Origin of the sequence: Streptomyces piniterrae (assembly GCF_005048155.1) — a bacterium.
GTDB lineage: Bacteria > Actinomycetota > Actinomycetes > Streptomycetales > Streptomycetaceae > Streptomyces > Streptomyces piniterrae.
Genome location: NZ_SUMB01000008.1, coordinates 292,524 through 315,609 on the forward strand (window position 1 = coordinate 292,524; position 23,086 = coordinate 315,609).

Annotated in this window: 14 protein-coding genes and 1 tRNA gene; 6 read left to right on the forward strand and 9 right to left on the reverse strand. The window is 72.3% G+C overall.

Going from position 1 to position 23,086, the window contains the following annotated elements; genetic code table 11:
* The first annotated feature begins 67 nt into the window (after nt 1–67).
* Nucleotides 68–604: a SigE family RNA polymerase sigma factor gene (locus tag FCH28_RS23655; protein ID WP_136742108.1), complete on the forward strand. Its 537-nt coding sequence runs from the start codon at nt 68–70 to the stop codon at nt 602–604.
* 139 nt (nt 605–743) lie between these two features.
* On the opposite strand, the gene FCH28_RS23660 is transcribed toward FCH28_RS23655, so the two are convergent.
* The 5 genes from FCH28_RS23660 to FCH28_RS23680 all read right to left on the reverse strand — a co-directional run bounded on the left by FCH28_RS23660 (nt 744) and on the right by FCH28_RS23680 (nt 5,723).
* The gene (locus FCH28_RS23660) at nt 744–1,448 is read right to left on the reverse strand and encodes a hypothetical protein (protein ID WP_136742109.1); all 705 of its coding nucleotides are present in this window, start codon (nt 1,446–1,448) and stop codon (nt 744–746) included.
* Nucleotides 1,445–3,211, reverse strand: a complete 1,767-nt coding sequence (locus tag FCH28_RS23665) for a hypothetical protein (protein WP_136742110.1) — start codon at nt 3,209–3,211, stop codon at nt 1,445–1,447. Before FCH28_RS23665 ends, FCH28_RS23660 begins: the two co-directional genes overlap by 4 nt.
* The gene (locus FCH28_RS23670) at nt 3,208–4,074 is read right to left on the reverse strand and encodes an ATP-binding cassette domain-containing protein (RefSeq protein WP_136742111.1); all 867 of its coding nucleotides are present in this window, start codon (nt 4,072–4,074) and stop codon (nt 3,208–3,210) included. Before FCH28_RS23670 ends, FCH28_RS23665 begins: the two co-directional genes overlap by 4 nt.
* A gap of 162 nt (nt 4,075–4,236) precedes the next feature.
* Nucleotides 4,237–5,148 carry an anti-sigma factor gene (locus FCH28_RS23675; RefSeq protein WP_246103105.1) on the reverse strand — a complete coding sequence of 304 codons (912 nt, stop codon included), beginning with the start codon at nt 5,146–5,148 and terminating at the stop codon, nt 4,237–4,239.
* Between the two features lie 17 nt (nt 5,149–5,165).
* Nucleotides 5,166–5,723 carry an RNA polymerase sigma factor gene (locus FCH28_RS23680; protein WP_136742112.1) on the reverse strand — a complete coding sequence of 186 codons (558 nt, stop codon included), beginning with the start codon at nt 5,721–5,723 and terminating at the stop codon, nt 5,166–5,168.
* Nucleotides 5,724–6,079: 356 nt separating this feature from the next.
* Between FCH28_RS23680 and FCH28_RS23685 the strand changes: the two genes are divergently transcribed.
* Complete coding sequence (locus FCH28_RS23685; RefSeq protein WP_136742113.1) at nt 6,080–6,403, forward strand: hypothetical protein; 324 nt, start codon at nt 6,080–6,082, stop codon at nt 6,401–6,403.
* A gap of 80 nt (nt 6,404–6,483) precedes the next feature.
* Here FCH28_RS23685 and FCH28_RS23690 read toward each other — a convergent pair whose 3' ends face one another.
* Together FCH28_RS23690 and FCH28_RS23695 are read right to left on the reverse strand one after the other, a co-directional pair.
* On the reverse strand, nt 6,484–7,284 hold the full coding sequence (locus FCH28_RS23690; protein ID WP_136742114.1) for a response regulator: 801 nt from the start codon (nt 7,282–7,284) through the stop codon (nt 6,484–6,486).
* Complete coding sequence (locus tag FCH28_RS23695; protein WP_425471980.1) at nt 7,281–11,678, reverse strand: HAMP domain-containing protein; 4,398 nt, start codon at nt 11,676–11,678, stop codon at nt 7,281–7,283. Before FCH28_RS23695 ends, FCH28_RS23690 begins: the two co-directional genes overlap by 4 nt.
* A gap of 101 nt (nt 11,679–11,779) precedes the next feature.
* Here FCH28_RS23695 and FCH28_RS23700 point away from each other — a divergent pair, with 101 nt between their 5' ends.
* The 3 genes from FCH28_RS23700 to FCH28_RS23710 all read left to right on the forward strand — a co-directional run bounded on the left by FCH28_RS23700 (nt 11,780) and on the right by FCH28_RS23710 (nt 17,092).
* Complete coding sequence (locus FCH28_RS23700; RefSeq protein ID WP_136742115.1) at nt 11,780–13,663, forward strand: SpoIIE family protein phosphatase; 1,884 nt, start codon at nt 11,780–11,782, stop codon at nt 13,661–13,663.
* Nucleotides 13,664–13,945: 282 nt separating this feature from the next.
* Complete coding sequence (locus FCH28_RS23705; protein ID WP_136742116.1) at nt 13,946–15,250, forward strand: serine hydrolase domain-containing protein; 1,305 nt, start codon at nt 13,946–13,948, stop codon at nt 15,248–15,250.
* A 189-nt stretch (nt 15,251–15,439) separates the two neighbouring features.
* Complete coding sequence (locus FCH28_RS23710) at nt 15,440–17,092, forward strand: long-chain fatty acid--CoA ligase (RefSeq protein WP_136742117.1); 1,653 nt, start codon at nt 15,440–15,442, stop codon at nt 17,090–17,092.
* A gap of 191 nt (nt 17,093–17,283) precedes the next feature.
* Here FCH28_RS23710 and FCH28_RS23715 read toward each other — a convergent pair whose 3' ends face one another.
* Together FCH28_RS23715 and FCH28_RS23720 are read right to left on the reverse strand one after the other, a co-directional pair.
* Nucleotides 17,284–21,741: a hybrid sensor histidine kinase/response regulator gene (locus FCH28_RS23715; protein WP_136742118.1), complete on the reverse strand. Its 4,458-nt coding sequence runs from the start codon at nt 21,739–21,741 to the stop codon at nt 17,284–17,286.
* Between the two features lie 340 nt (nt 21,742–22,081).
* On the reverse strand, nt 22,082–22,636 hold the full coding sequence (locus tag FCH28_RS23720; RefSeq protein ID WP_136742119.1) for an SSI family serine proteinase inhibitor: 555 nt from the start codon (nt 22,634–22,636) through the stop codon (nt 22,082–22,084).
* A gap of 238 nt (nt 22,637–22,874) precedes the next feature.
* Here FCH28_RS23720 and FCH28_RS23725 point away from each other — a divergent pair.
* Nucleotides 22,875–22,965: transfer RNA gene (locus FCH28_RS23725), tRNA-Ser, on the forward strand.
* The last annotated feature ends 121 nt before the right edge of the window (nt 22,966–23,086 follow it).

Genomic DNA, 23,086 nt, shown 5'->3' on the forward strand with positions numbered 1-23,086 from the left:
GAGAGGGATGGCGCTTCGGCACCTGGGACCGATCCCCCGACCCCACCCCCGCTTCTAGCGTTGAGCCATGACCACGCCAGTGTGCACAAACGCTTCGACGCCCGCGGTTTTCCCGTCGTTCTCGTCCTACGTACGGGCCCGGGGCCCGGTGCTGCTGCGCGCCGCGCGGTCGCTCACCGCGAACCCGAACGACGCCGAGGATCTGCTGCAGACCGCGCTGACCAAGACCTTCGTGGCCTGGGAGCGCATCGAGGACCACCGCGCCCTGGACGGTTATGTCCGCCGCGCGCTGGTCAACACACGTACCTCCCAGTGGCGCAAGCGCAAGGTCGAGGAGTTCGCCTGCGACGAACTCCCTGAGCCGGACCCCTTCCCGGCACCGGACCCGGCGGAACTCCAGGCGCTGCGCGACGCGATGTGGCGAGCGGTGATGCGACTGCCCGCCCGTCAGCGCGCCATGGTCGTCCTCCGCTACTACGAGGACCTCAGCGAGGCCCAGACCGCCGAGGTCATGGAGGTCTCCGTCGGCACGGTGAAGAGCGCCGTCTCGCGAGCCCTGGCCAAACTCCGTGAGGACCCGGAGCTGGCGACGACCTTTGCGTGAGGCGTGTCGCGCCTCTTGAGTCGCGCCTCCTTGGCAGTGGGTCGACGGATCCGCCCCGCCCAGTTGCGAGGGCGGGTGGGGATCCCCGCATTTTCCTAGGCCACGCGCGGCGAATTCCCAGGCCATGTACGGAGAATGCCTAGGCCACGCGCGGCGAACGGCGCTGCCGTCGGGGCTCCCGCAGCAGCAGCCCGGTGGCGATCGCCGCCAACCCGGCTATTCCCGCCCACAGTTGCCGGGACGGTTCCCACGCCGGTGACAGTGGCTGCGGGAACAGTTCCACTCCGTCGGGCAGTGGCAGCAGCATCGCGGTCAGTAGCAGCAGCACCGCCCCCGGTGCGGCGACCAGGCCGCCGCCGGTACCCGCCGTGACCCTCAGCCCCGCCGCCGCGAGCATCAGCACCGACAAGAGCAGCGACCCCGCTTCCAGGGCGAGGCCGGATTCCGGGAGCAGTACACGTTCCTCGGGGGCGATGGCGGACCGGCCGAGGAGCAGGACCGCGGCCCAGACCGTGCCGGTGATGGTGATCGTGACGAGGGCACGCAGACCGTGCAGCAGCAGGCGGGGCGTGGGCGCCACCTCGGTGGTGCGCGCCGCCGGGTCGTCCAGCAGGAAGGCCGCGCCGAGCGCGATCAGCACCGTGGCCACGCGGATCAGGAGCACGCCGTCGGTGAGGCGCAGATTCGCGGACAGGGCGGCGGGGATTCCCGCCAGCAGGACGGTCGTGACAGCGGCGCCCAGGAGCGGTGTGGTCCGGGCCGCGCGGAGCAGCGGCGGGAGGAGAACCAGAGGGAGCGGCTTGCCGGGGTGCCGCCGAGGTCGGTGGTGGACTGGTCGGCTCATCGGCATGCCCCGTCGGTGGCGGGCGCCTGCGCCGGGGCGGGCGCGCCGAGCAGCTGCGCGGCACGGTCGGTCGAGGTGCGCGCGGAGGCCAGCTCCGCCCAGGACGCCTTCACCCGGGCACCGATCTCGTCGGCGGGCCGCTCCAGCAGGCTCATCGCCAGCTCCCGCTCACGGGAGTCGAAGCCGAGTCCGGTCGCGGACTCCAGGACGGGGAAACTGAAGCCTCCCGAGGAGCGGGTCGCCAGATCACGGAGGGCTTGCCGGGTGCCGTCGGTCGCCTGGCCCGCGAGCCACAGGACGAGCACGCCGCGCGAACCGCACACCATGTCCGTCCTCGGGGCGTGCGGCACGGAGGCGGTGACCACGCGATACGCGAACAGCGTCGAGAATTCGGCCACCGCGTCGCCCGCCGCGTCGCCCCCGGCGTCGCCCTCGCTCCACCACGTGCCGACCGGGACCGCTCGCCGCGTGCCGGCCCGTAGGTCGTCGGCGTCCCAGGCCGCCTGGGGGAGCGGCATATCGCGGTGGGACTCGACGCCGCCGCGGAACATGCGCTGGCGGACGGCGTAGCGGGCGTCGGCGATCTCGCGGGGGGTGCGGGCGAGGACGCCCCGCACCACCTTGTCCCAGTCCTGGGCGCGGCCCTTGAATTCGGGAAACGCGCAGTACTCGGTGGTGTCGAGGGTGGTGCACACCTGCTGCGCCACCGGGTGCTCGGTGGCTTCGGCCCGCGCCTGGACGACGTTCGCGGGGAGGGGCCGGGTCTGGAGCGTGCCGGCGAGTATGGCGAGCGCCGCGGCGGCGGCCGCGGCCGTCCCCAGGGGGCCCGCGCCGGGCTGCACGGCGGGTGGAGCGTCGCCGGGCGCGCGCCGCAGCAGTGCGAGCGCCGCGCACAGCCCGGCGAGGGCGAGCAGCCACAGAAGGTGCCAGCCGGCGGGCCGTCCCACCAGCTCCGATGGCATCGGCGGGGCGAATTCGTCCTCGATGGCGACGATGGCCAGCCAGCGCCAGGCGGCCGTGTTCTGCACCGCCGCGACGAAGGTGACCGCGGCCAGCCCGGCCAGTACGAGCGGCGCCACCGAGGGGGAGGGGGCGAGGCGGGCCAGCAGTATGCCCAGGGCCCCGGCGAGCAACACGGCGGCGGGCGGCACCGCGATCTCCAGCCACTGGACGGTGCCCACGGCGCCCGGCTTCGCCGCCAGATATCCGAGCCGCGCGAGCGCGAGCACCGCGGTCAGCGCCACCGCGGGCAGCAGCGAAAGCAGATGGGCCGTCGTGCGGCTGCGCGGGCCGAGGCCCAGCACCTCGTAGAGGGGCTCCACACCATGCCGGCGTCCGCGCAGTATGCCGAGATTGGCGGCGAGCAGGGTGCCGATCGCGAGCAGCAGCAGCGGGATCTGGAGGTAGCGGGATTCGTCCTGGAGCACCGGATAGCGGTTGGCGGGGTCGCCGGTGGCCGCCGCGTACCCCCACAGCGCGAGATAGCCGGCGAGGGAGGCGAGCATCGCGGGATGCCGCAGCAGACGCAGCGCTTCCACGCGGGCCAGTGCCAGTACGGCGCCCCGGCTGGGGCCGGCCCCGTGCGGCCGGGTGTGGCCGGGCGGCCGGGTGTGGCCGGGGGTGCCGGTGCGGGCCTGGTGACGGGTGGGCGGTGCCGGGGAACCGGTCGGCTCGGCCGTGTTCCTCGCGCTCCGGCCCTCCCCGCTCTGGTCCCGCTCGGTCATGTTCCTCTTGGTCGTGTCTCTCCTGGTCGTCTCCTTCATGCCACGTTCTCCCGTGCCGTCGTGGCGTCGAGGAGCAGCAGATAGCCGTCTTCCAGAGTGGGTTCGAGCAGTGGGACGCCGGGCGGCGGCGAGCCGATGTTGCGCACCGTGCCGACGCCGGTGCGCCAGCCCGCCAGCGCGCGGGGGTCCCGCTGCTCGCTGCTCCACACCCTGCCGTCGGCGACGGCGGCGAGCGCGGGCGGTTCGCCGTCGAACTTGATGGTGCCGCCGTCCAGGACGATGACCCTGCGGCAGAGCGCGGCGACGTCCTCGGTCTGGTGCGTGGACAGCAGCACGGTGCGGCCGTCGCCCAGATCGGCGATCAACTCGCGGAACCGCAGACGCTGTTCGGGGTCCAGCCCGACGGTCGGCTCGTCGAGGATCAGCAGCTCGGGATCGCCGACGAGCGCCGCGGCGAGCGCGACGCGCTGCCGCATGCCGCCCGACAGCTGCTTGATCTTCTTGCGCCGGCGGTCGGGCAGACCGACGGCGTCAAGGACGCGGAGGACCTCGCGGTGCCGGGCGGCCCGGTCCTTCATCTCCTTGAGGATGGCCACGTAGTCGACGAACTCGAAGGCCGTGAAGTGCGGATGGAAGCCCGGGTCCTGCGGCAGATAGCCCAGCCGGCGGCGTATTCCCAGCCGACCCTCGGGGGTGCAGGGGTCCATGCCGAGGACGCTGAGCGCACCGCTGTCGGGCAGCGCGGCGGTGGCCAGGGCCCGCAGCAGGGTCGTCTTGCCCGCGCCGTTCGGCCCCAGCAGACCGGTCACGCCGGGCTCCAGCACAAACGAGATCCCGTTCAGCGCACGGAAATTGCGGTACGAGACGGTCAGCTCCCGGGCCGACACGGCTGCGCGGTTCATGGCAGGTTCCCCCTCTTTCACGATGGTGAGAGCAGACGGTCTTGACGGTGGGGTGGGTGGGCTTGGCGGTGGCCGAGGGGCGGGGTGGGCCACGCAGGGGTGAGATCCGGCCGGGTCGCCGGCCGGAGTTCCGGGTGCGCCGCCGCGGGGCGCGTATCCATGTCACGCATGGGGCAGCCCCCGGTCGAAGCTGGATCGGGTCAGCGCGATGACCGCGCCGGCCGCCAGCGCGGCCCCGGCCGCGGCGCACTGCCCGGTGCCGGACAGCAACGGGCTGTCGCCGTCCCCGAAGGTCAGCACCAGCGCCAGCGTCCAGCCGCCGCCGGTCACCCCCGCCGCCACCGCGGGATCGAGCCGAGCGGACAGCGCCAGCGTGATCAGGGTCAGTGCCAGCGAAGGCAGCAGCCAGCCGAGTGCCCGGAGCGCGGGGCCGGGCATCGCCACGGCGGCCGCACCGACCAGTGCGGCAGTGGTGCCGACCACCGCGACCGTGCGCACCAGCAGCAGCCGCAGGCCGTGCACCGGCGCGACCAGCGTCATCTCGTACATCGGATCGGAGCGCGGTCCGAAGGACGCGGCGACCCCGATGACCGGCAGGGCGGGCGCCAGGACGAAGAACGGCAGCGGTGCCGCATCGGCACGGCCCCATCGCGCCACCGCCACCGTCAGCAGCAGCGTCACCGTCGCCCCGATCAGCCAGGAGCGGCGCAGCGCCGGAGTGGCCGCGATCAGCCGCGCGGTGTGGTCGGGGACCCCGCACCGGAGCAGCGCGCGTTCCACGGGGCCGGGCTGCGGAACGTCCATGACGGCGCGCAGCCGGGCCCATCCGGTGTCCGTACGCGCCCGGTCGCCGAGGTCGCCGAGCCGGGAGCGGCAGTGCGGGCAGTCCGCGACATGCGCGTCGGCGTGGGCGAGCCGCGGCGGGAGCAACTCCCCGTACGCGTAGGCCCGCAGCATCTGGTCCTCGAGATGCGTGGTGTGCGGCGAACGCGGGCCGTGCGGCGGCCGTGGACCGCCCGGCGGCGGACCCCCTGCCGTCACCTCCATCGCCCGCTCCTCTCTGCCGCTGGTCATGTCGCTGCTTCCTTCCGTCATGTGAGGAGTTCCAGTTCCTTGCGGAGCCGTCGTCTGGCGCGCATCGCGCGGGTCTTCACCGTGCCCGCCGGAATGCGCAGCACCGCGGCGGCCTCGGTGGTGGTGAGTCCGTCGACGACGGTCGCCTGCAATACGGCGCTGAGCTCGGCCGGAAGCCGGGCCAGCGCTGCGGCCAGGTCGCCGTGCGGCAGCCGCTCCAGCACCTCGTCCTCGGCGGACGGCTGGTGCGCGATGCGGAACCGGCCGAGGGCCTGCAACAGCCGCTGTCTCGTGCCGTGGCCGCGCTGCGCGTCGGTGAGCCGCCGGGAGCCGATGCGCCACAGCCAGCCGGCGGCGTCCGCGCCGGGCTGCTCGCCGTAGCGCGCGGTGCCGCGCCAGATCGCGAGGAACGTCTCCTGGACGACGTCATCGACGAGGGCGGCGTCGGAGCAGCGGTAGCGGAGCCGGGTGACCAGCCACGGCTCGTAGCGCCGGTAGAACAGCTCGAAGGCCCGGCTGTCGCCTCCCGCTGCCGCGCACAGCAGTTCCGCGTCGCTGCTGTGCTTCTCGTCCATGCCTGCCACATCCCTTCATCGGACGGGCGGTGGCGATCGGTTCACGGTTCCGGAAAAAATCTCCCGCGGAGCCGCCACCGCATGCCGCCTGCAGCCATGTGGGGCAGCGTGGCGGGGCAGGCATCGTTCCACCGGTTTCCCCGCGCGGCAAATGGACTTGGATCGTCCGCTCAAAAGCCGCCGAATCAATATCGTTTTCGCTGGCTTGAATTCCCCACAGGGCGATCGCGGTTAATGCGAAAGACTTTCGGGCGGAATGCTTTCTTCCTCGGCTCGGGCGTGAGTAACGTCCGTGCAACTTGGGTCCGACCAACCCGAGTTCGGGCCCGACCGACCCGAAACCAAGGGGGACAGCCATGACTCATGGCCGAAAGAATCTTGCCCGTTCCGCCGCCGTTCTGGTGGCGTCCGGGGCCATATTCGCGGGGATGGGCGCGGCTCCCGCCAGCGCTGCTTCCTCCGGGAAGGTCTCGGCGCCTTCCTGCGTGCACCTCAGGACCACGTCGAGCTGGGCCACGACCACGACCAAGGCCACCAACAACTGCTCGTATTCGGTCCGGGTCTATTTCAAGTGGGACCGGCACGTCGACGGCCCCTGCACCACTATTGGCGCGTACGGCGGTTGGCACAAGGAAACCGTGGCGCGCACCGCACGATTCGCCGGTCTCGGCAATTGTTGATCGCCGCCTGAAAAGGGTGCGGCGCTTTCCCGGGGAACCGTCACCCCGGGAGGCGCCGCACCGCCACGCGGCGCCTGCGCCTACGGCCCCTTGCGGGCCAGCAGCCGGCCCACCGCCTGTTCCAATTCGGCGATACGGTCGGCGATATCGCCGGGCTCGGGACCCTCCGTCTCGCGCAGGACGAGCTCCACCTGGGCGAGTTGGCCGGCCGCCTCGGCCAGCCGGGCCGCGTCGCCGGCCGCCGCGCCGCGGCCGGCGACGTGCTCGTGCGGCCCGGCGGGTGCCTGGTCCGTCGGCTGGTGGTGGTCCGGGGATTCCGGGTGCTCCGGGAAGTCGGGCGCTTCCGGGGGCCTGGTGGACTCCGGGCGTTCCGGGACCTCCGCGGGCTGTTCGGCCGCCTCCGGGGGCGGCGCCGTATCGCCGCCCGGCCGGTTCTCGGCGGTGAGCAGGCGCCGCAACTGCTCGGCCTGCGCGGCGAGTTGACGGTTCTTGCGGTGCAGGTCCAGGAAGACATTGACCTTGGTGCGCAGCAGCCATGGGTCGAACGGCTTGATCAGGAAGTCGGCGGCGCCGACCGTGTAGCCGCGGTAGGCGTAGTCCGGGTCGACCGAGGCCCCGGTGAGCAGGATGACCGGGACGTCCTTGGTCTGGTCGAGTCCCTTGATGTTGGCGGCGGTCTCGAAGCCGCTCATGCCCGGCATCAGGACGTCGATGAGGACGACGGCGAACTCCTGACGCAGCATCGCCTTGAGCGCTTCCTCGCCCGAGCGCGCGCGGACCACATTGGCGAGTGACCCGAGGACGGCTTCCAGGGCGACCAGGTTCTCCTCCATGTCGTCGACGATGAGGATGCTGGAGGTGTCCGTCGGTGTCGTGGTCATGAGCGCTGCTCCGGTGTGCCGTCGTCGTCAGCCGTGGCGGCCCCGCCGGCGCCGGTCGCCCCCGGGGCATCAGAGGCTTCAGCCGACCCAGCCGACCCAGCCGACCCTGCCGATGCGCGGCCTTCCGACGCTCCGTCCGATGATCCATTGCCATCCGGCGACGACGCGGGCGGCCGCAGCATGTCGGAGTCGCAGTGCGGGTCGAGAAGCCGGCAGATCACCGACAGCAGCCGGTCCACGTCGACCGGCTTGGGGACGTACTCGTTGGCACCGCTCTCGATCGCCTTCTCCCGGTCACCCGGCATGGCCTTCGCGGTGAGCGCGATGACCGGCAGGTCGGCGAAGCGAGGTGCGCGGCGGATCGCCTGGATCATCTGGTAACCGTCCATTTCGGGCATCATGATGTCCATCAGCACCAGCGACACATCGGGTGTCCGGTCCAGGACCTCCAGGCCCTCGCGGCCGTTCTCCGCGTACTTCACGCTGATACCGACCCGGCCCAGTACATGCGTGAGCGCGAAGACGTTGCGGATGTCGTCGTCGACGATGAGGATCTGGCGGTTGGCCAGCACACGGCCGGGGCGTCCGCTCAGCCACTCCTTGAGGCGCTGCGTCTCTGGCCAGGCGACCTCCGAGCCATCGGCCCTGGGGCCCGTACGGGGCGGAGCCTCCTTCCTGGGGAACACGTCGCCGGGCAGAGCCTCCGGCTGCGGCGCGCCTCGGCCGGCCGGCACGGGGACCGGGACCGGGACGGGGACACCCGCCTCGGCCGGCGTCACCCCGCTTTCGGAGGACGGCCCGGAGTAGTGCGCCGGCACATACAGCGTGAACGTGGAGCCGACGCCCTCCTCGCTCTCGGCGATGATCCGGCCGCCCAGCAGCGCCGCCATGTCCCGGCTGATGGAGAGTCCGAGACCGGTGCCGCCGTATTTGCGGTTGGTGGTGCCGTCGGACTGCTGGAACGCCTCGAAGATCCCGTCGAGCTTCTCCGGCGGGATGCCGATCCCGGTGTCCTTCACGGACAGGGCGATGACGTCTTCGGCGTTGCGCAGCGACTCCTCTTCGAAGTCGGCGCCCGGCACCCGTTCGACGATCAGCTCGACCCCGCCGGACGAGGTGAACTTCACGGCGTTGGACAGCAGGTTGCGCAGGATCTGCTGGAGGCGCTGCTCGTCGGAGTACAGCTCGCCGGGCACGTTCTCGCCGACCTTCACATCGAACGAGAGGCCCCGGTCGAGGGCGAGCGGCCGGAACGTCGCCCGTACGTAGTCGACCAGCTTGATCAGCGGCAGCGTCTTGGGGTGCACATCCATCCGGCCGGCTTCGATCTTCGACAGGTCGAGGATGTCGTTGATCAGCTGGAGCAGGTCGGAGCCGGCACGGTGGATGGTGACCGCGAACTCCACCTCCTGGGCGGAGAGCCGGCCGTCGGGGTTGTCGGCGAGCAGCCGGGAGAGCACCAGCAGCGAGTTGAGCGGGGTGCGCAGCTCGTGCGACATGTTCGCCAGGAACTCGGACTTGTACTGCGAGGACGTGGCCAGCAGGGCCGCCTTCTCCTCCAGTTCGGCGTTGGTGAGCTGCAGCTCGTCGGAGCGCTTGCGCAGCTCGGCGGTGAGCCGCTGGGACTCCGAAAGCAGCGCTTCCGTACGGGAGTTGGCGATGATGGTGTTGATGGAGACGCCGATGGTGTTCACGAACTGGTCGATGAACGCCAGGTGCACCTCGCTGAACTTGCTGAACGAGGCCAGTTCGATGACGCCGAGCACCTGGTCCTCGAAGAGCACCGGCAGGATGACGACGCTGGCCGGCGGCGCGTCGCCGAGTCCGGAACGGATGGTGATGTAGTCCGCCGGTACGGCCTCGACGAGGATCCGCTTCTTCTCCGTGGCGGCCTGGGTGATCAGCCCCCAGCCGGGGGTGCCGAGGCGCAGCCGCGGCAGCGAGCGACGGCCTTCCGCCTGCCCGGTGCCGTATCCGGCGATCAGCTCCAGGCCCTCGCCCGGCTCGGCGCCCGCCTCGGCCAGGAAGAAGGCGCCGAACTGGGCGTTCACCAGCGGGGTCAGCTCGCGCAGGATCAGGTCGGCGACCTCGACCAGGTCGCGGTGGCCCTGCATCAGGCTCGCGATACGGGCCAGGTTGGACTCCAGCCAGTCCTTGGCGCGGGTGGTCTCGCGGAGGTTCGCCACCATGAGGTTGATGTTGTTCTTCAGTGCGGCGACCTCGCCTTGGGCGTCCACGGTGATCGAGCCGGACATGTCACCCTGGGTGACCGCGCTGGCGACCTCGGCGATCGCGCGGACCTGCGTGGTCAGGTTCAGTGCCAGCTCGTTGACGCTGGTGGTCAGCCGCTTCCACGTCCCGTAGACGCCCTCCACCCGGGCCTGGCCGCCCAGCTGCCCCTCGCTGCCCACCTCACGGGCCACGCGGGTCACTTCGGAGGAGAACGAGGACAGCGTGTCGACCATGGTGTTGATCGTGGTCTTGAGCTCCAGGATCTCGCCGCGCGCGTCGACGTCGATCTTCTTGGACAGGTCGCCCTTCGCGACGGCGGTGGCGACCTGGGCGATGTTGCGGACCTGGGAGGTCAGGTTGTCGGCCATGAAGTTGACGTTGTCGGTGAGGTTCTTCCAGACCCCGGACACGCCGTGGACCTGTGCCCGGCCGCCCAGCCGGCCTTCGGTGCCGACCTCGCGGGCCACCCTCGTCACCTCGTCCGCGAACGCCCGCAGCTGCTGGACCATCGTGTTCACGGTGTCCTTGAGCTCCAGGATCTCGCCGCGCGCGTCCACGTCGATCTTCTTGGAGAGGTCGCCGTTGGCGACGGCGGTGGTCACCTGGGCGATGTTGCGGACCTGGGAGGTCAGGTTGAGCGCCATGAAGTTGACGTTGTCGGTGAGGTCTTTCCAGACCCCGGACACGCCCCTGACCTGCGCCTGACCACCCAGGTTGCCTTCGGTGCCGACCTCGCGGGCGACGCGGGTGACCTCGTCGGCGAAGGCGGAGAGCTGATCGACCATGGTGTTGATCGTCGACTTCAGCTCCAGGATCTCGCCCTTCGCCTCCACGGTGATCGTCTTGCCGAGGTCGCCCTCCGCGACGGCGGTGGCCACCTGGGCGATGTTGCGGACCTGGGAGGTCAGGTTGTCGGCCATGAAGTTGACGCTCTCGGTGAGGTCCTTCCAGACCCCGGACACGCCCCTGACCTGGGCGCGGCCGCCGAGCTGGCCTTCGGTGCCGACCTCGCGGGCGACGCGGGTGACCTCGTCGGCGAACGCGGAGAGCTGATCGACCATCGTGTTCACGGTGTCCTTGAGCTGCAGGATCTCGCCGCGCGCGTCCACGGTGATCTTCTGGCTCAGGTCGCCGTTGGCGACGGCGGTGGTGACCTGGGCGATGTTGCGGACCTGCCAGGTCAGGTTGGACGCCATGAAGTTGACGTTGTCGGTGAGGTCTTTCCAGACCCCGGATGCGCCCCTGACCTGGGCGCGGCCGCCGAGCTGGCCTTCGGTGCCGACCTCGCGGGCGACGCGGGTGACCTCGTCGGCGAACGCCAGCAGCTGGTCCACCATCGTGTTCACGGTGAGCTTGAGCTCCAGCAGCTCGCCGGTGGCCTCGACGGTCACCTGCTGTGTCAGGTCGCCGCGCGCCACCGCCGTCGTCACGACCGCGATGTCCCGCACCTGTGCGGTCAGCCGCGACGCCATGGTGTTGACCGCCTCGGTCACGTGGAGCCAGTCCCCGGACAGGCCCTGGGCCTTGGCGCGGCCGCCCAGCCGGCCTTCGGTGCCGACCTCGCGGGCGACCCGGGTCACCTCGCCGGTGAACAGCGAGAGCTGGTCCACCATGCGGTTCACGCCGCTGCCCAGGCGTCTGAGGTCGCCCCGGAGCTGGCGTTTCCCGTCGTGCAGTTCGACGTGCTGGGTCAGATCGCCGTCCGCGACGGCGTCGAGCACCCGGGTGGCCTTGGCAACCGGGACGACCAGCGCCTCGAGCACCGTATTGGCGGCGTCGACGTTCGTCGTCCAGGTCCCCTGGCCGGGGCTCGCGGTGATCCGCTCGTCCAGCCGTCCCTGCCGGATGATCTCGCGCCGGACGCGCTGCATCTCATCGGCCAGATGGGCGTTCCGGGCCACGATCTGATTGAAGAGGCCGGCCATGTCGCCGACCACGCCTTCCTGGTCAGTCTGTACGGAGGCGGTGAAATCCCCGTCGCAGAGGGAGTGCATCGCCGCCAGCAGCGGACGCAGGTCGGCCGTACGAACCCATTGGCCGTCGGGCACAGCCGGCGGCGGGACCGGGGTGGTGGTGGCCGTCCCGGCCTGGGTTTCGGGGGTGGATTTGTCGGAGCCCGGGGGTGCTGAATCGGCATCGGTCCGGGCTGGGTCTAGCGCCATGGCACACCATCCCCCCGTGATCCATTAGGGCAGATATGTCATAGTATAAAGGGCTTGCAAGTACTTTCTCCCAGGTGCATCCAGGGGACGCAGTGGGACCGATGTCCGCGCACGCGACCGAATCCGTGTCCCGGAAGGCTCTGCCGGCGAACCAGCTCGCGCCCTCCGGAGCACGAAAATTCGTGCGTGCGGCGCTCACCGGGACAGGCCGGGGGTCGGCACCGCCGGCGGGGGCGGTCGGCGAGCAGGTCCTCGACGACGCACTCCTCCTGGTCAGCGAGCTGGTCACCAACGCCGTCATGTACGCCGGCACCGACATCGACGTGGTCTGCCGCCTGGAGCGGAGCCCCTCCGACGGGACGGGCGTGGTGATCGAAGTGGCGGACCGCCACCCCTCCAGGACCGTCCACGGCGGAGTGGACGCCCGGGAGGGCGAGCCCGGCTACGGCCTCCAGGTGGTGGGCGCGCTGGCGGAGTCGTGGGGGGTGACCTACCGGCAGTCGGAGAAACGGGTCTGGTTCCGGCTGGAGACGAGCGACACCGAGGCGGCCGGCCCGGTGGCCGAGGGCGACGGCGGGACCACCAGTGCACACGCCGGGGCCGTGTTCGCCAGTGAGGTACCGGCCTCCGAGACCCGCGTCTACGAGTTCCCCGCCCCCTCGCTCCGCACCCCGGCGCCCCCCGCGCACCACGTACACCTGACCCGCGACCGCAAGCCCGCCGCCGAGTGGGTCGACCGCGGCGGCCCGTCGTTCCTCGCCGAGACCAGCGAACTCCTGGCCGGGCAGCTCGACGAGGACATGGTCACCGCGCTCGCCGCACAGCTGCTCGTCCCCCGGCTCGCCGACTGGTGCGGCATCTGGCTGACCACTCAGGGCATGGGCGTCCAGCTGTCCCGGGTGTGGCACGTCGACGAGCGGCGCATCAACCCGCTCCGTGCCGAGCTGGAGCGGGACCCGCCGTCCACCGGAGTCCGGACCGCGACGCCCTGGCCCTGGCCGGAGAGTGCGGGTGGCGGCGGTGGCCGGACGGCCGGCTCGGCGCTGGCCTTTCCCCTGGTGGCCCGCGACACGGACCAGGGCGTCCTGCTGCTCGGCCGGGCGGGGCAGCTGCGGATGACCGACACCGTGGTGCGGATGGTGGAGGACGTGGCCCGGAGGGTGGCCCAGGCGGTGTTCACCGCCCGCCAGTACACCCGGCAGACCACGATCAGCCGGGCCCTCCAGCGGCGCCAGCTGCCCTCGTCGCTGGCCAGCATCGTCGGCGTGGACACCGCGATCGTCTACGAGCCGCACGGCGAGGGGCAGACCGTCGGCGGCGACTTCTACGACATCTTCCCGATGGGCGAACGCCGCTGGTGCTTCCTCCTCGGGGACGTCCAGGGCAAGGACCCGGAGGCGATGTCCGTCACCGGCCTGGCCCGGCACCTGGTGCGGCTGCTGGCGCGCGAGGGCCATGGCGTCGAGTCGGTGCTCGGCAGGCTGAACGCCGCCATGGCGGAGGAGAGCAAGGAGGCGGTGGAACTCGGCGGCGAGCAGGCCGGGCCGCGCTTCCTGAGCCTGCTGTACGGGGAGCTGGAGGTCGAACCGGATGTCGCCGGGGCCCACTGCACGGTCGCCAGCGCCGGCCACCCGCTGCCGCTGCACCTCTTCGTCGACGGCACGGTACGTCCCGCGTCCGATCCCCAGATGCTGCTGGGGATCGACGAAGGCACCGAATTCCACGCCAGCTCCTTCGATCTCGCCCCGGGCGAGACGCTGCTGTGTGTGACCGATGGCGTGACCGAACGCCGTTGTGGGAACTGGCAGTTGGACGACAACGACGGCCTGGCCGACATCCTGCGGCAGGGCATGGGGCTGGGCGCGAAGGCGCTGGCGGAGCATGTACGCCGGGCCGCGCACGACTTCGGCACGGGGCCGGTCGAGGACGATCTCTCGGTCCTGGTCCTGCAGGCGGTGGCGGACGGCGGCCGCGGGCGGACCTGACCACCGGCGCTGTCCCGTCAGCGGCACCACCCTCTCAGCGCACTGTCCCGTCAGCACGCCGCTGCTCCCGCCCCTCCTGCCCTCCCCTCTCCAAACCTGACATTTGTCATGTGAACTTGGGATCAAGGTCGTTCCACGGGTTGATGGCTCGGTGACGTTCCGTCGCAAAAATCGAGGCAACGAAGATCGCCCGACCGCCCGCACGGGCGGCGGTGCGCGGGACTGTCCGGCTCGGGGGAGTGGACAGCCCCGCGCGGCTCGCCTCGAACCGACGGAGACACCATGCCCCTGGCACACCTGCGCCAGCCCGCCCACCCGGCCCACCCGAAGTCACCCGCCAAGCACCGCCGCGCGCGGCTGGCCGGAGCCGCCACGGCCGCCCTGCTGACGCTGACCGTCCCGGTGGCCGCTGCGGCCCCGGTCTGGGCCGCGCCCGCCCCCGGCCCGTCGGCGGCGGCGGCCGCGGAGCGGGCGGGTCTCGACCGCCCGGCGCTGGCCGGGACGTTGAAGGCGTTCCATGACGCCGGGATGTACGGCGCCTATTCGGCGGTCCGGGACGGCGCCGAAGAATGGCAGGGCGCCGCCGGGGTGGCCGACACCGCCACCGACCGCCCCATGGCACCGCAGATGCGGCACCGCATCGGCAGCATCACCAAGTCCTTCACCGCCGTCGCCGTGCTTCAGCAGGCCGGCGCCGGCCGCATCGAACTCGACGCACCGATAGGCCGCTATCTGCCCGACCTCGTCCCCGGGGAGCGCGGCCGGGCCATCACGGTCCGGATGCTGCTCAACCACACCAGCGGCATCGCCGAGTACACCCCGGCGATCTTCTCGTCGCCGGACAGCATGGAAGCCAACCGCTACCGCCACTTCGACCCGGAAGAACTGGCCCGACTGGGCCTGAAGGCAAAGCCGTCGGGCAAGCCGGGCCAGGCACACCACTACGCCAACACCAACTACGTGATCGCCGGGCTCCTGCTGCGGAAGATCACCGGCGAGGCCCCGGAGAAGTACATCACCGAGCACGTCATCGGTAAGGCCGGCCTCCGGCACACCTACTTCCCGCGCTCCGAGCACCTCACCGGACCGCACGCCAAGGCCTACGACGCCATGTACGGCCTCTACGACCCGCCGCGCGACTTCAGCGTCTACAACATGTCCTGGGTCAGTACGGCAGGCTCGCTGGTGTCGACGATGGCCGACCTCAACCAGTTCTACCGCGCACTGCTGGGCGGCGAGCTGCTCGCCCCGGCCGAGCTGCGGGAGATGAAGACCACGGTGCCGACCGAGGACGGCACCGTCCGCTACGGGCTCGGCCTGTTCCGCATGGAGACGCCGTGCGGAGAGTTCTGGGGCCATAACGGCCGGGTGTCCGGCGCCGAGACCTGGTCCCTCTCCACCGAGGACGGCCGGCGCCAGCTCTCCCTCGGCTTCAACCTGACGCACTATCAGAAGCTCGACGGAAACGGTCTCCCGATGCCCAGCCGAATAGACGCCGCCATGGTCGCGCACCGTACCCAGGCGCTGTGCGGGAGCCAGAAGCCCGGCGGCTCCGCAGGGCAGCACTCCCCGAAGGTGAACGGATAGCGGGAAGCCCTCCCGCACCGGCACCGCCCCTTGGCTGCGGCCCCTCCGCCACCGCCCCTCACTCACCGCGCACCCGGCCTCCACCAGGAGTAAGCGGCAAAGAACACACCCCAGGGGCGTGACATACCACGCGGTATGCGTCGACAATCGCAGCACGAATACCCGCCCGTAACACAGCGGAGGCACCCGGTGCTCAGCACGATGCAGGACGTACCGCTCACGGTCTCGCGAATCCTGGCCCATGGGTCGACCATTCACGGCGAGTCGGAGGTCATCACCTGGACCGGCGGCGCAGATCCGCAGCGGCGTACGTTCGCCGAGGTCGGGCGCCGTGCCGCGCAGCTGGCGCACGCCCTGCGCGACGAGCTCGGCGTGGTGGCCGAGGAGCGGGTCGCCACGCTCGCCTGGAACAACGCCGAGCACCTCGAGGCGTATCTGGCGATCCCGTCCATGGGGGCGGTGCTGCACACCCTCAATCTGCGGCTGCCCGCCGAACAGCTCGCCTGGATCATCAACCACGCCGAGGACCGGGTCGTGCTCGTCAACGGCACCGTGATCCCGCTGCTCGCCCCGCTGCTGCCGCAGCTGCGCACCCTGGAACACCTCGTCGTCATCGGCCCCGGTGACCTCTCCGCCCTCGCGGACGCCCAGGTGCGGGTGCACGACTACGAAGAGCTGATCGCCGGGCGGGCGGAGACCTTCGACTGGCCGGAGATCGACGAACGCGAGGCCGCCGCGCTCTGCTACACCTCCGGGACGACCGGCGACCCCAAGGGCGTCCTCTACAGCCACCGTTCGCTGTATCTGCACTCGCTGCAGGTCAACAACGCCGAGGCGTTCGCGCTCAGCTCCCAGGACATCGCCCTGCCGGTCGTGCCGATGTTCCACGTCAACGCCTGGGGCCTGCCGCACGCCGCGTTCATGGCCGGCGCGTCGCTGCTGATGCCCGACCGTTTCCTGCAGCCGGCCCCGCTCGCCGAGATGATCGAGGCGGTACGCCCGACCATCGGCGCCGCCGTACCGACCATCTGGCAGGGACTGCTCGCCGAGCTGGATGCCACTAAGCGGGATGTCGCCTGTCTGAAGACGGTCATCATCGGTGGCTCCGCCTGTCCGCCGGTCCTGATGCGCGGTTTCCAGGACCGGCACGGCATCCGTGTCGTGCACGCCTGGGGCATGACGGAGACCTCCCCGCTGGGCACGGTCGCGCATCCACCGGCCGGTGCCAGCGGCGAGGAGGAGTGGACCTACCGCGCCACCCAGGGCCGCTTCCCCGCCTCCGTCGAGGCGCGGCTGATCGGCCCCGGCGGCGAGGAGCTCCCGTGGGACGGCGAGTCGGCCGGTGAACTGGAGGTCCGCGGTCCGTGGATCGCGGGTGCGTACTACGGCGGCGCGGAGGGCGAACCGCTGCGCCCCGAGGACAAGTTCAGCCCGGATGGCTGGCTGCGCACCGGTGACGTCGGCACCATCACCGCGAACGGCTATCTGACCCTGACCGACCGTGCCAAGGACGTCATCAAGTCAGGCGGCGAGTGGATCTCGTCCGTGGAGCTGGAGAACCATCTGATGGCGCACCCGCATGTCGCGGAGGCCGCGGTGGTCGCCGTACCGGACGAGAAGTGGGGCGAGCGGCCGCTGGCGACGGTGGTGCTGCGGGACGGCGCGGTGATCGGCTACGAGGAGCTGAAGGCGTTCCTGGGCGAGCGGATCGCGCGCTGGCAGCTGCCGGAGCGGTGGGCGGTGATCCCGTCGGTGCCGAAGACGAGCGTGGGGAAGTTCGACAAGAAGGTGCTGCGCAGGCAGTACGCGGAGGGCGAGCTGGATGTGACGCTGCTGGCGTGATGCCGTGAGGTGCGGTGAAGCGCGGTGAGGTGCGGCGGGGCCGGGCCGGGAGCCGGAGGAGGACCACTCCAACGGCGCCCGCCGGCCCCGCCGTCGGCTCGTGTCGATCCCGTCAGCTGTTGCCCGACCCCGTCAGCCCGCTCCGATGCCCATCAGCCGGCGCCGATCCCCGTCAGCGCGGGCCGATCCCGTCAGTTCGTGCCGATCTTGGCGAGCAGGTCGACGATCCGGGCCTGCACCTCGGCACTCGTGGAGCGCTCCGCCAGGAAGAGAACGGTCTCGCCCGCGGCGAGCAGCGGCATCTGGGCCGGGTCCATGTCGGCGTAGGTGTAGACGACGAGCGGGGTGCGGTCCAGCAGTCCGTTGGCGCGCAGCCAGTCGACGATGCCGGCCCGCCGACGGCGTACCTGCATCAGATCCATCACGACCAGGTTGGGCCGCATCTGCGTCGCGAGGGTGACCGCGTCGGCGTCCGCGTCGGCCCGTGCGACATGCATCCCGCGCCGCTCCAGCGACGTGGTCAGAGCGCCCGCGATGGCGTCGTTCTGCTCGATCAGCAGCACCCGAGGCGGGTGCTGCTCGCTGTCGTGCGGCGCCAGCGCCTTGAGGAGTACGGCCGGGTCGGCGCCGTACGCCGCTTCCCGGGTCGCCTGCGCCAGACCGGCGGTGACCAGCACCGGGACCTCCGCAGCGCCCGCCGCCTGGCGCAGCGACTGGAGCGCGGTGCGGGTGATCGGCCCGGTCAGCGGGTCGACGAACAGCGCCGCCGGGTACGCCGCGATCTGCGCGTCCACCTCCTCGCGGGAGTTGACGATCACCGGGCGGTAGCCGCGATCGCTCAGCGCCGCCTGGGTGGAGACGTCCGGCGCCGGCCAGACCAGCAGCCGGCGCGGGTTGTCCAGCGGCTCCGGCGGCAGCTCGTCGTCCATCGGCAGCGGCTGACGGTTCATCACCTCTATGGCGCCGTTCGGGCCGTCCAGCGGCTCGGGGCCCTCGCTGCCCTCGTCGGGCGCGGAGATCGCGAAGGCGCGGCCCTCGCCGGCGTCCATCAGGTGCGGCTGCGGCTGCGCCTGGGGGGCGGGCTCGGGCTGGGGCTGCTGCGCCGGCTGTGCCTGCTGCGTCGTCGGGTGCGGGCGCGCCTCGGCCGGCGCGGACTCGGCCGCGGTGGCGCGCTCGCCGTCCTGCGGGGGCGCCGCGAGCTTGCGGCGGCGCCCGGAACCGCCGGATGTGCCGTTGGGCGGCGTGCTGCCGGCGGGGGCCGCCGGGCGCTGCTGATCGGCGAGCTGCTGGGCGAACGGCACACCCTGCCCGAGGGTGCGCACGCTGAACGCCCGCCCGTGCGAGTGCCCCGCCGCGTGGGCGCCGTCGTCCTCGGCGGGCGGCAGCGGCTGCCGGTGCACGGGCGCGGCCGCTCGGCCCTGCGGCGGGACGGGGGACGCGTCCTGGCCCGGCGCCGCGACCTGCGCGTTGCCGTGCGCCGGGGTGTGCTCGGCGCCCTGGCCGGTGGCCGCGGGCCCGCCGGGGGCCTCCTCGGCCGGGCTGGGACGCCCGCGCCTACGGCCCGTCGGGGCGGGCGCGGCGGCTCCGGCCCCGTTCGCAACGGGGGCGATCCCGGCCGCTGTGCCCGTCGTCGTACCGGTCTCGGCGCCGGGCTCGGTCGGCTGCGCCACCAGACCCTCCGGGCCCGCCACGAACGTGCCGGACGCCTCGGCATCGGCCATCGCGGCCGCCGCCCGTTCCTCGGCCGCGGCCCGCCGGGCACGCCGCCTTCCGGTCGGCTCGGCATCCCAATCGCCTTGCGCGGCACCGGAGTTGGCGGCGGCTTCCAGTTCGTGTCCCGGCTGTGCACCGGGCGTACCGTCCGCCCCGTCGCCGACCGCCCGACGCGCCCGGCGACGGCCCGTGCCACCGCCCTCCTGGGCACCGGCGGCCTGCGCGGGTACCTGACCCGCGACCGCGGGCAGGGCCGGCAGCGACTGCGGAGTCTGGTCCGCCGCGGCGGGCGGCAGTGCGAAGGCGGTACGCGCGCCGGCGGGCGACAGCGCGTCCGCTGAACGGGGATCCGACGGCTGCTGCGTTGCGGCGGCGCCGTTCGACGCGGCGGCGGACGCGGATGACTGCGCCCGCTCGGGCGCCTCGGCCAGCGCCCGGCGGGCCCGTCGCCCACTCGGCTGCACCGGGCCCAGACCCTGGGGCTGGACGGGGCCGTGGCCCTGCGGCGGAACGGGAGCGTTGCCCTGCGGGGGAACCGGTCCCTGGCCCTGCGGTTGTGCCGGCGCCAAACCCTGTGCCGGTCCCAAACCCTGCGGCTGAACCAGCGCCTGGCCCTGCGGCACCACCGGGCCCAGCCCCTGCGGCTGCCCCGGACCCGTCGCCGGACCCTGCCCGGGAACCGACGCCGCACCCGCACCCGGACCCGAGCCCGGACGCGCCCCCTGTCCGGCACCTGCCGCCTGCGCCCCGCCGGGCCCGTGCTGCGCGGCCGTACCGCCGTCGGCCGCCTCGTTCGCGCTCGCGCCGGACGGCAGCGCCGGCGGCGCCCCGCCCTCCGGCGCGCCTTGCCTGGCCCGTCGCCGCCCGGTGGGCGGTACGGCCTCGGCCCCCGCCATGCCCGGCGGCAGCCCCGTACCGTCCGCGCCCGGCCGGCCCCCGCCGTCGGACCCGCCCGCGGCACCGCCGTGCTGATGCGCGCCCGTACCGCCGCCGGCCGCCCCTGCGCCCGTCTCGCCCTGGGGGCCATCGCCTACGGCACCGTGTGGAACGCCGGCCTCCGCACCGGGCGTGGCTGCCGCGCCACCACCCGCACCGAGCGCGCGCGGAGCCGTACCCGTGCCGTCTCCCGAGCCCTGCTCGGCGCCGGAGTGCCGCGCGCGCCGACGACCGGTCGGCTGGGCCGGTACTCCTGCACCGCCGCCAACATCCGCCCCGTGCTGCCCCGTACGGTCACCATCCCCGGAGGCACCACCGGCACCACCCTCGCCGGCCTCCGCCGCCGCCGAGGCGGCCCCCGGCCCCTGCATCCCGCGGGCCCGACCGGCCGGAACCGGCATCACCGTCGTCTCATTGCCGGTCGCCTCGGACGCCCGCTCGGCCCCGGCCGCACCGCCCGCACCGGCCGTCACCGACCCGTCCGGCGAAACCGGCAGCTCCAGCACATACGCGCTGCCGCCCGCGCCCGGCGCCCCCGGCATCTCGTGCGTCTGCATCAGACCGCCGTGCTGCCGCATGATCCCGCGCACGATGGGCTCATGGACCGGGTCGCCGCCGCCGTACGGCCCGCGCACCTCGATCCGTACGACATCGCCGCGCTTGGCCGCCGCGACCACGATCGTCGAGTCTCCGGGGACCGGCCCCGGACGCCCGCCAGGGCCCGTGGCGCCGTCCCCGACCGGCATCCGCCCCGTGGAGTCCACACCCGCGACATCCGCGATCAGATGCGACAGCGCCTGCGCGATCCGCTCGGCATCGACGGTCGCCTCTATCGGCGGCGCGTGCACCGCGAACTGCGCGCGGCCGGGCCCGATCAACTCGACCGCGCCCTCCACACCCGCCGCGACGACGGTGTCCAGCGAGACCTTGGTGCGGTTGAGCCGGTCCTTCCCGGAGTCCAGCCGCTGATAGCTCAGGACGTTGTCCACCAGCGTCGTCATCCGGGCGTGGCCGGCGGCGAGGTGGTGCAGGATCTGGTTGGCCTCGGGCCACAGCTGCCCGGCCGGGTCGGACGCGAGCGTGCCCAGCTCGCCCTTCAGCTCCTCCAGCGGCCCGCGCAGCGCCTGTTCGAGCACCGCGAGCAGCTGGCCGTGCCGCGCCGCCAGCGCGTCGTACGGCCGCCGGTCCGTGAACGTCATCACCGCGCCGACGAGCTGATCGCCGTCCCGCACCGGCGCCGTCGTCAGATCGACGGCCACCGCCCGCCCGTCCTTGGCCCACAGCGCCTGCCCGCGCACCCGGTGCTTGCGCCCGGATTTCAGCGTGTCGGCGAGCGGGGTGTCCTCCCAGGCCAGCGCCGTACCGTCCGCCCGCGAGTGGTGGATCAGCGGATGAAGTTCCTTGCCGCCCAGCTCACTCGCCCGATAGCCGAGGATCTGCGCGGCCGACGGATTGACGAGAACGACCTTGCCCTCGGCGTCGACCCCGACCACACCCTCTGCCGCGGCCCGCAGGATCATCTCGGTCTGCCGCTGCTGGCGGGCCAGCTCGGTCTCAGTGTCCAGCGTCCCGGTCAGATCACGGACGACGAGCATCAGCAGCTCATCGCCCGTGTAGCCGTTGCGGTGATCGGCGTACGCGGCCTCGAAGGCGCTCTCGTACGGGGTGCGCCCGTCCTCCAGATTGGCGCTGGTCACCTCGACCAACAGCTCGGTCCCGTCCGTACGCCGCGCGATCATCCGCGTCGGCTTCGTACGGCCGCCCTCGCTCTCCTCGTCCCGGCGCCGCATGGAGCCCGGGATGCGCTTGGAGTCGAAGGACGGCAGCAGATCCAGCAGACCGCGGCCCACCAGGGCGGTGCCCGGCGCCTCGAACGTCTCCAGCGCGATGGTGTTGGCGTTGACGACCGTGCCGTTGCAGTTGACGAGCAACAGCGCGTCCGGCAGGGCATCGAGTATGGCTGCGAGGCGAGCAGCGCCTCGGGATGGCCTGCTGCTCACGACGACGCTTCCTCCCTGTTACCGCACCTTGCCGACCCACCGGGGCGGGTCGCTGGGAGGGAGTCTACGGGCACTTGCCCGAGACACAGAGGCGCCTGACGAGGAGGAAATGCCGCGACTTCGTGTGACTCGCCGCACGCCGGACATGTGCCCCGCGTCCTGACCTGGCGCGCTACTCCGCCACGAACCGGGTCACCGGCCGACCGGCGAACCCGGGGGCGAACTGAGTGACGATGAGTGACGAAGGGGCGGGAGCGCAACCGCGAACCGGACACGGCCCACCCACAAACCTACGCACACCTCACGCCTCACCGCTCACGCCTCGTGCCCCTCACCCCCCTCACGAACTGGACCACAAGGTGGTGCGCGGAAGCAGCGGCTGCACTCGCTCCCACCGGTGGATCTCACACCCGTCCGAGCGGTCGAAGCGCGCGTCCACCTCCCGCCCGGCCCACCTGCCGACCACATGGGCGGTGGCGGGGCCGCCGTAGATCATCGTGCACTGGGAGTTCGGCGATGTCGGCGCGAAGGGGTCCTTGCCCCACGTCGTCACCTCGTCCAGCCCGTCGCAGGCCGCCTTGGCCTCGGGGTGGTCGCCACCCGTGGGGTGGCAGTACAGGTCGCGCGTACCGTCCCGCTTCGGGTCCCCGGAGTGGGCGACGGTCACCGTGAGGTGGTCGCCGGACATCGGCAGATCGCCCGTCGGCACCGCCCGGCCGGCCGCGGCCCGGCGCTCCGGCAGCGGGATCGGGGACGCCGAGGCGGCCGGCGCCGCCGTGGCAAGGGCGGACGCGGCGGACACGACGGCGGCCGCGGTGGTGGCGGCCGCGCCGAAGCGGGAGGTTCGGCGGAACGTTCTCCGGGATGTCCTGCGGGATGTTCTGAGGTGCGGCATCACAGCTCCAGAGGGACGAGAGCGGGGCAGGTACGCAATGCGTACGCGCCGGGGGCGTACGGCTGCGTCCCGTACGTCCCGCCTCTCCTAACGCGCCGCCGACCCCGACGTTGCGCCGCAGGAACGTCTTTGCCGGGTGGCGTGCGGGCCTAGTACCGTAGGGGGCGATTGGTGACAGCCCGCAGAGCTGTGCCATCATCTGGACACGCCACATCGCGCTTGCGCGCGTGGGGTGTGTGGAGGCGTCGCCTAGTCCGGTCTATGGCGCCGCACTGCTAATGCGGTTTGGGGCTTACCCCCCATCGAGGGTTCAAATCCCTCCGCCTCCGCTCCTCTTTCGTTCAGGCCCCGGTCGTCCGCGACCGGGGCCTGAACGCTTTCGCACGAGCCGCGAGGTGCGGGCCGCGAGCACGACACGTACGAGGAAGACACGAGGCGGTACGACGCGGG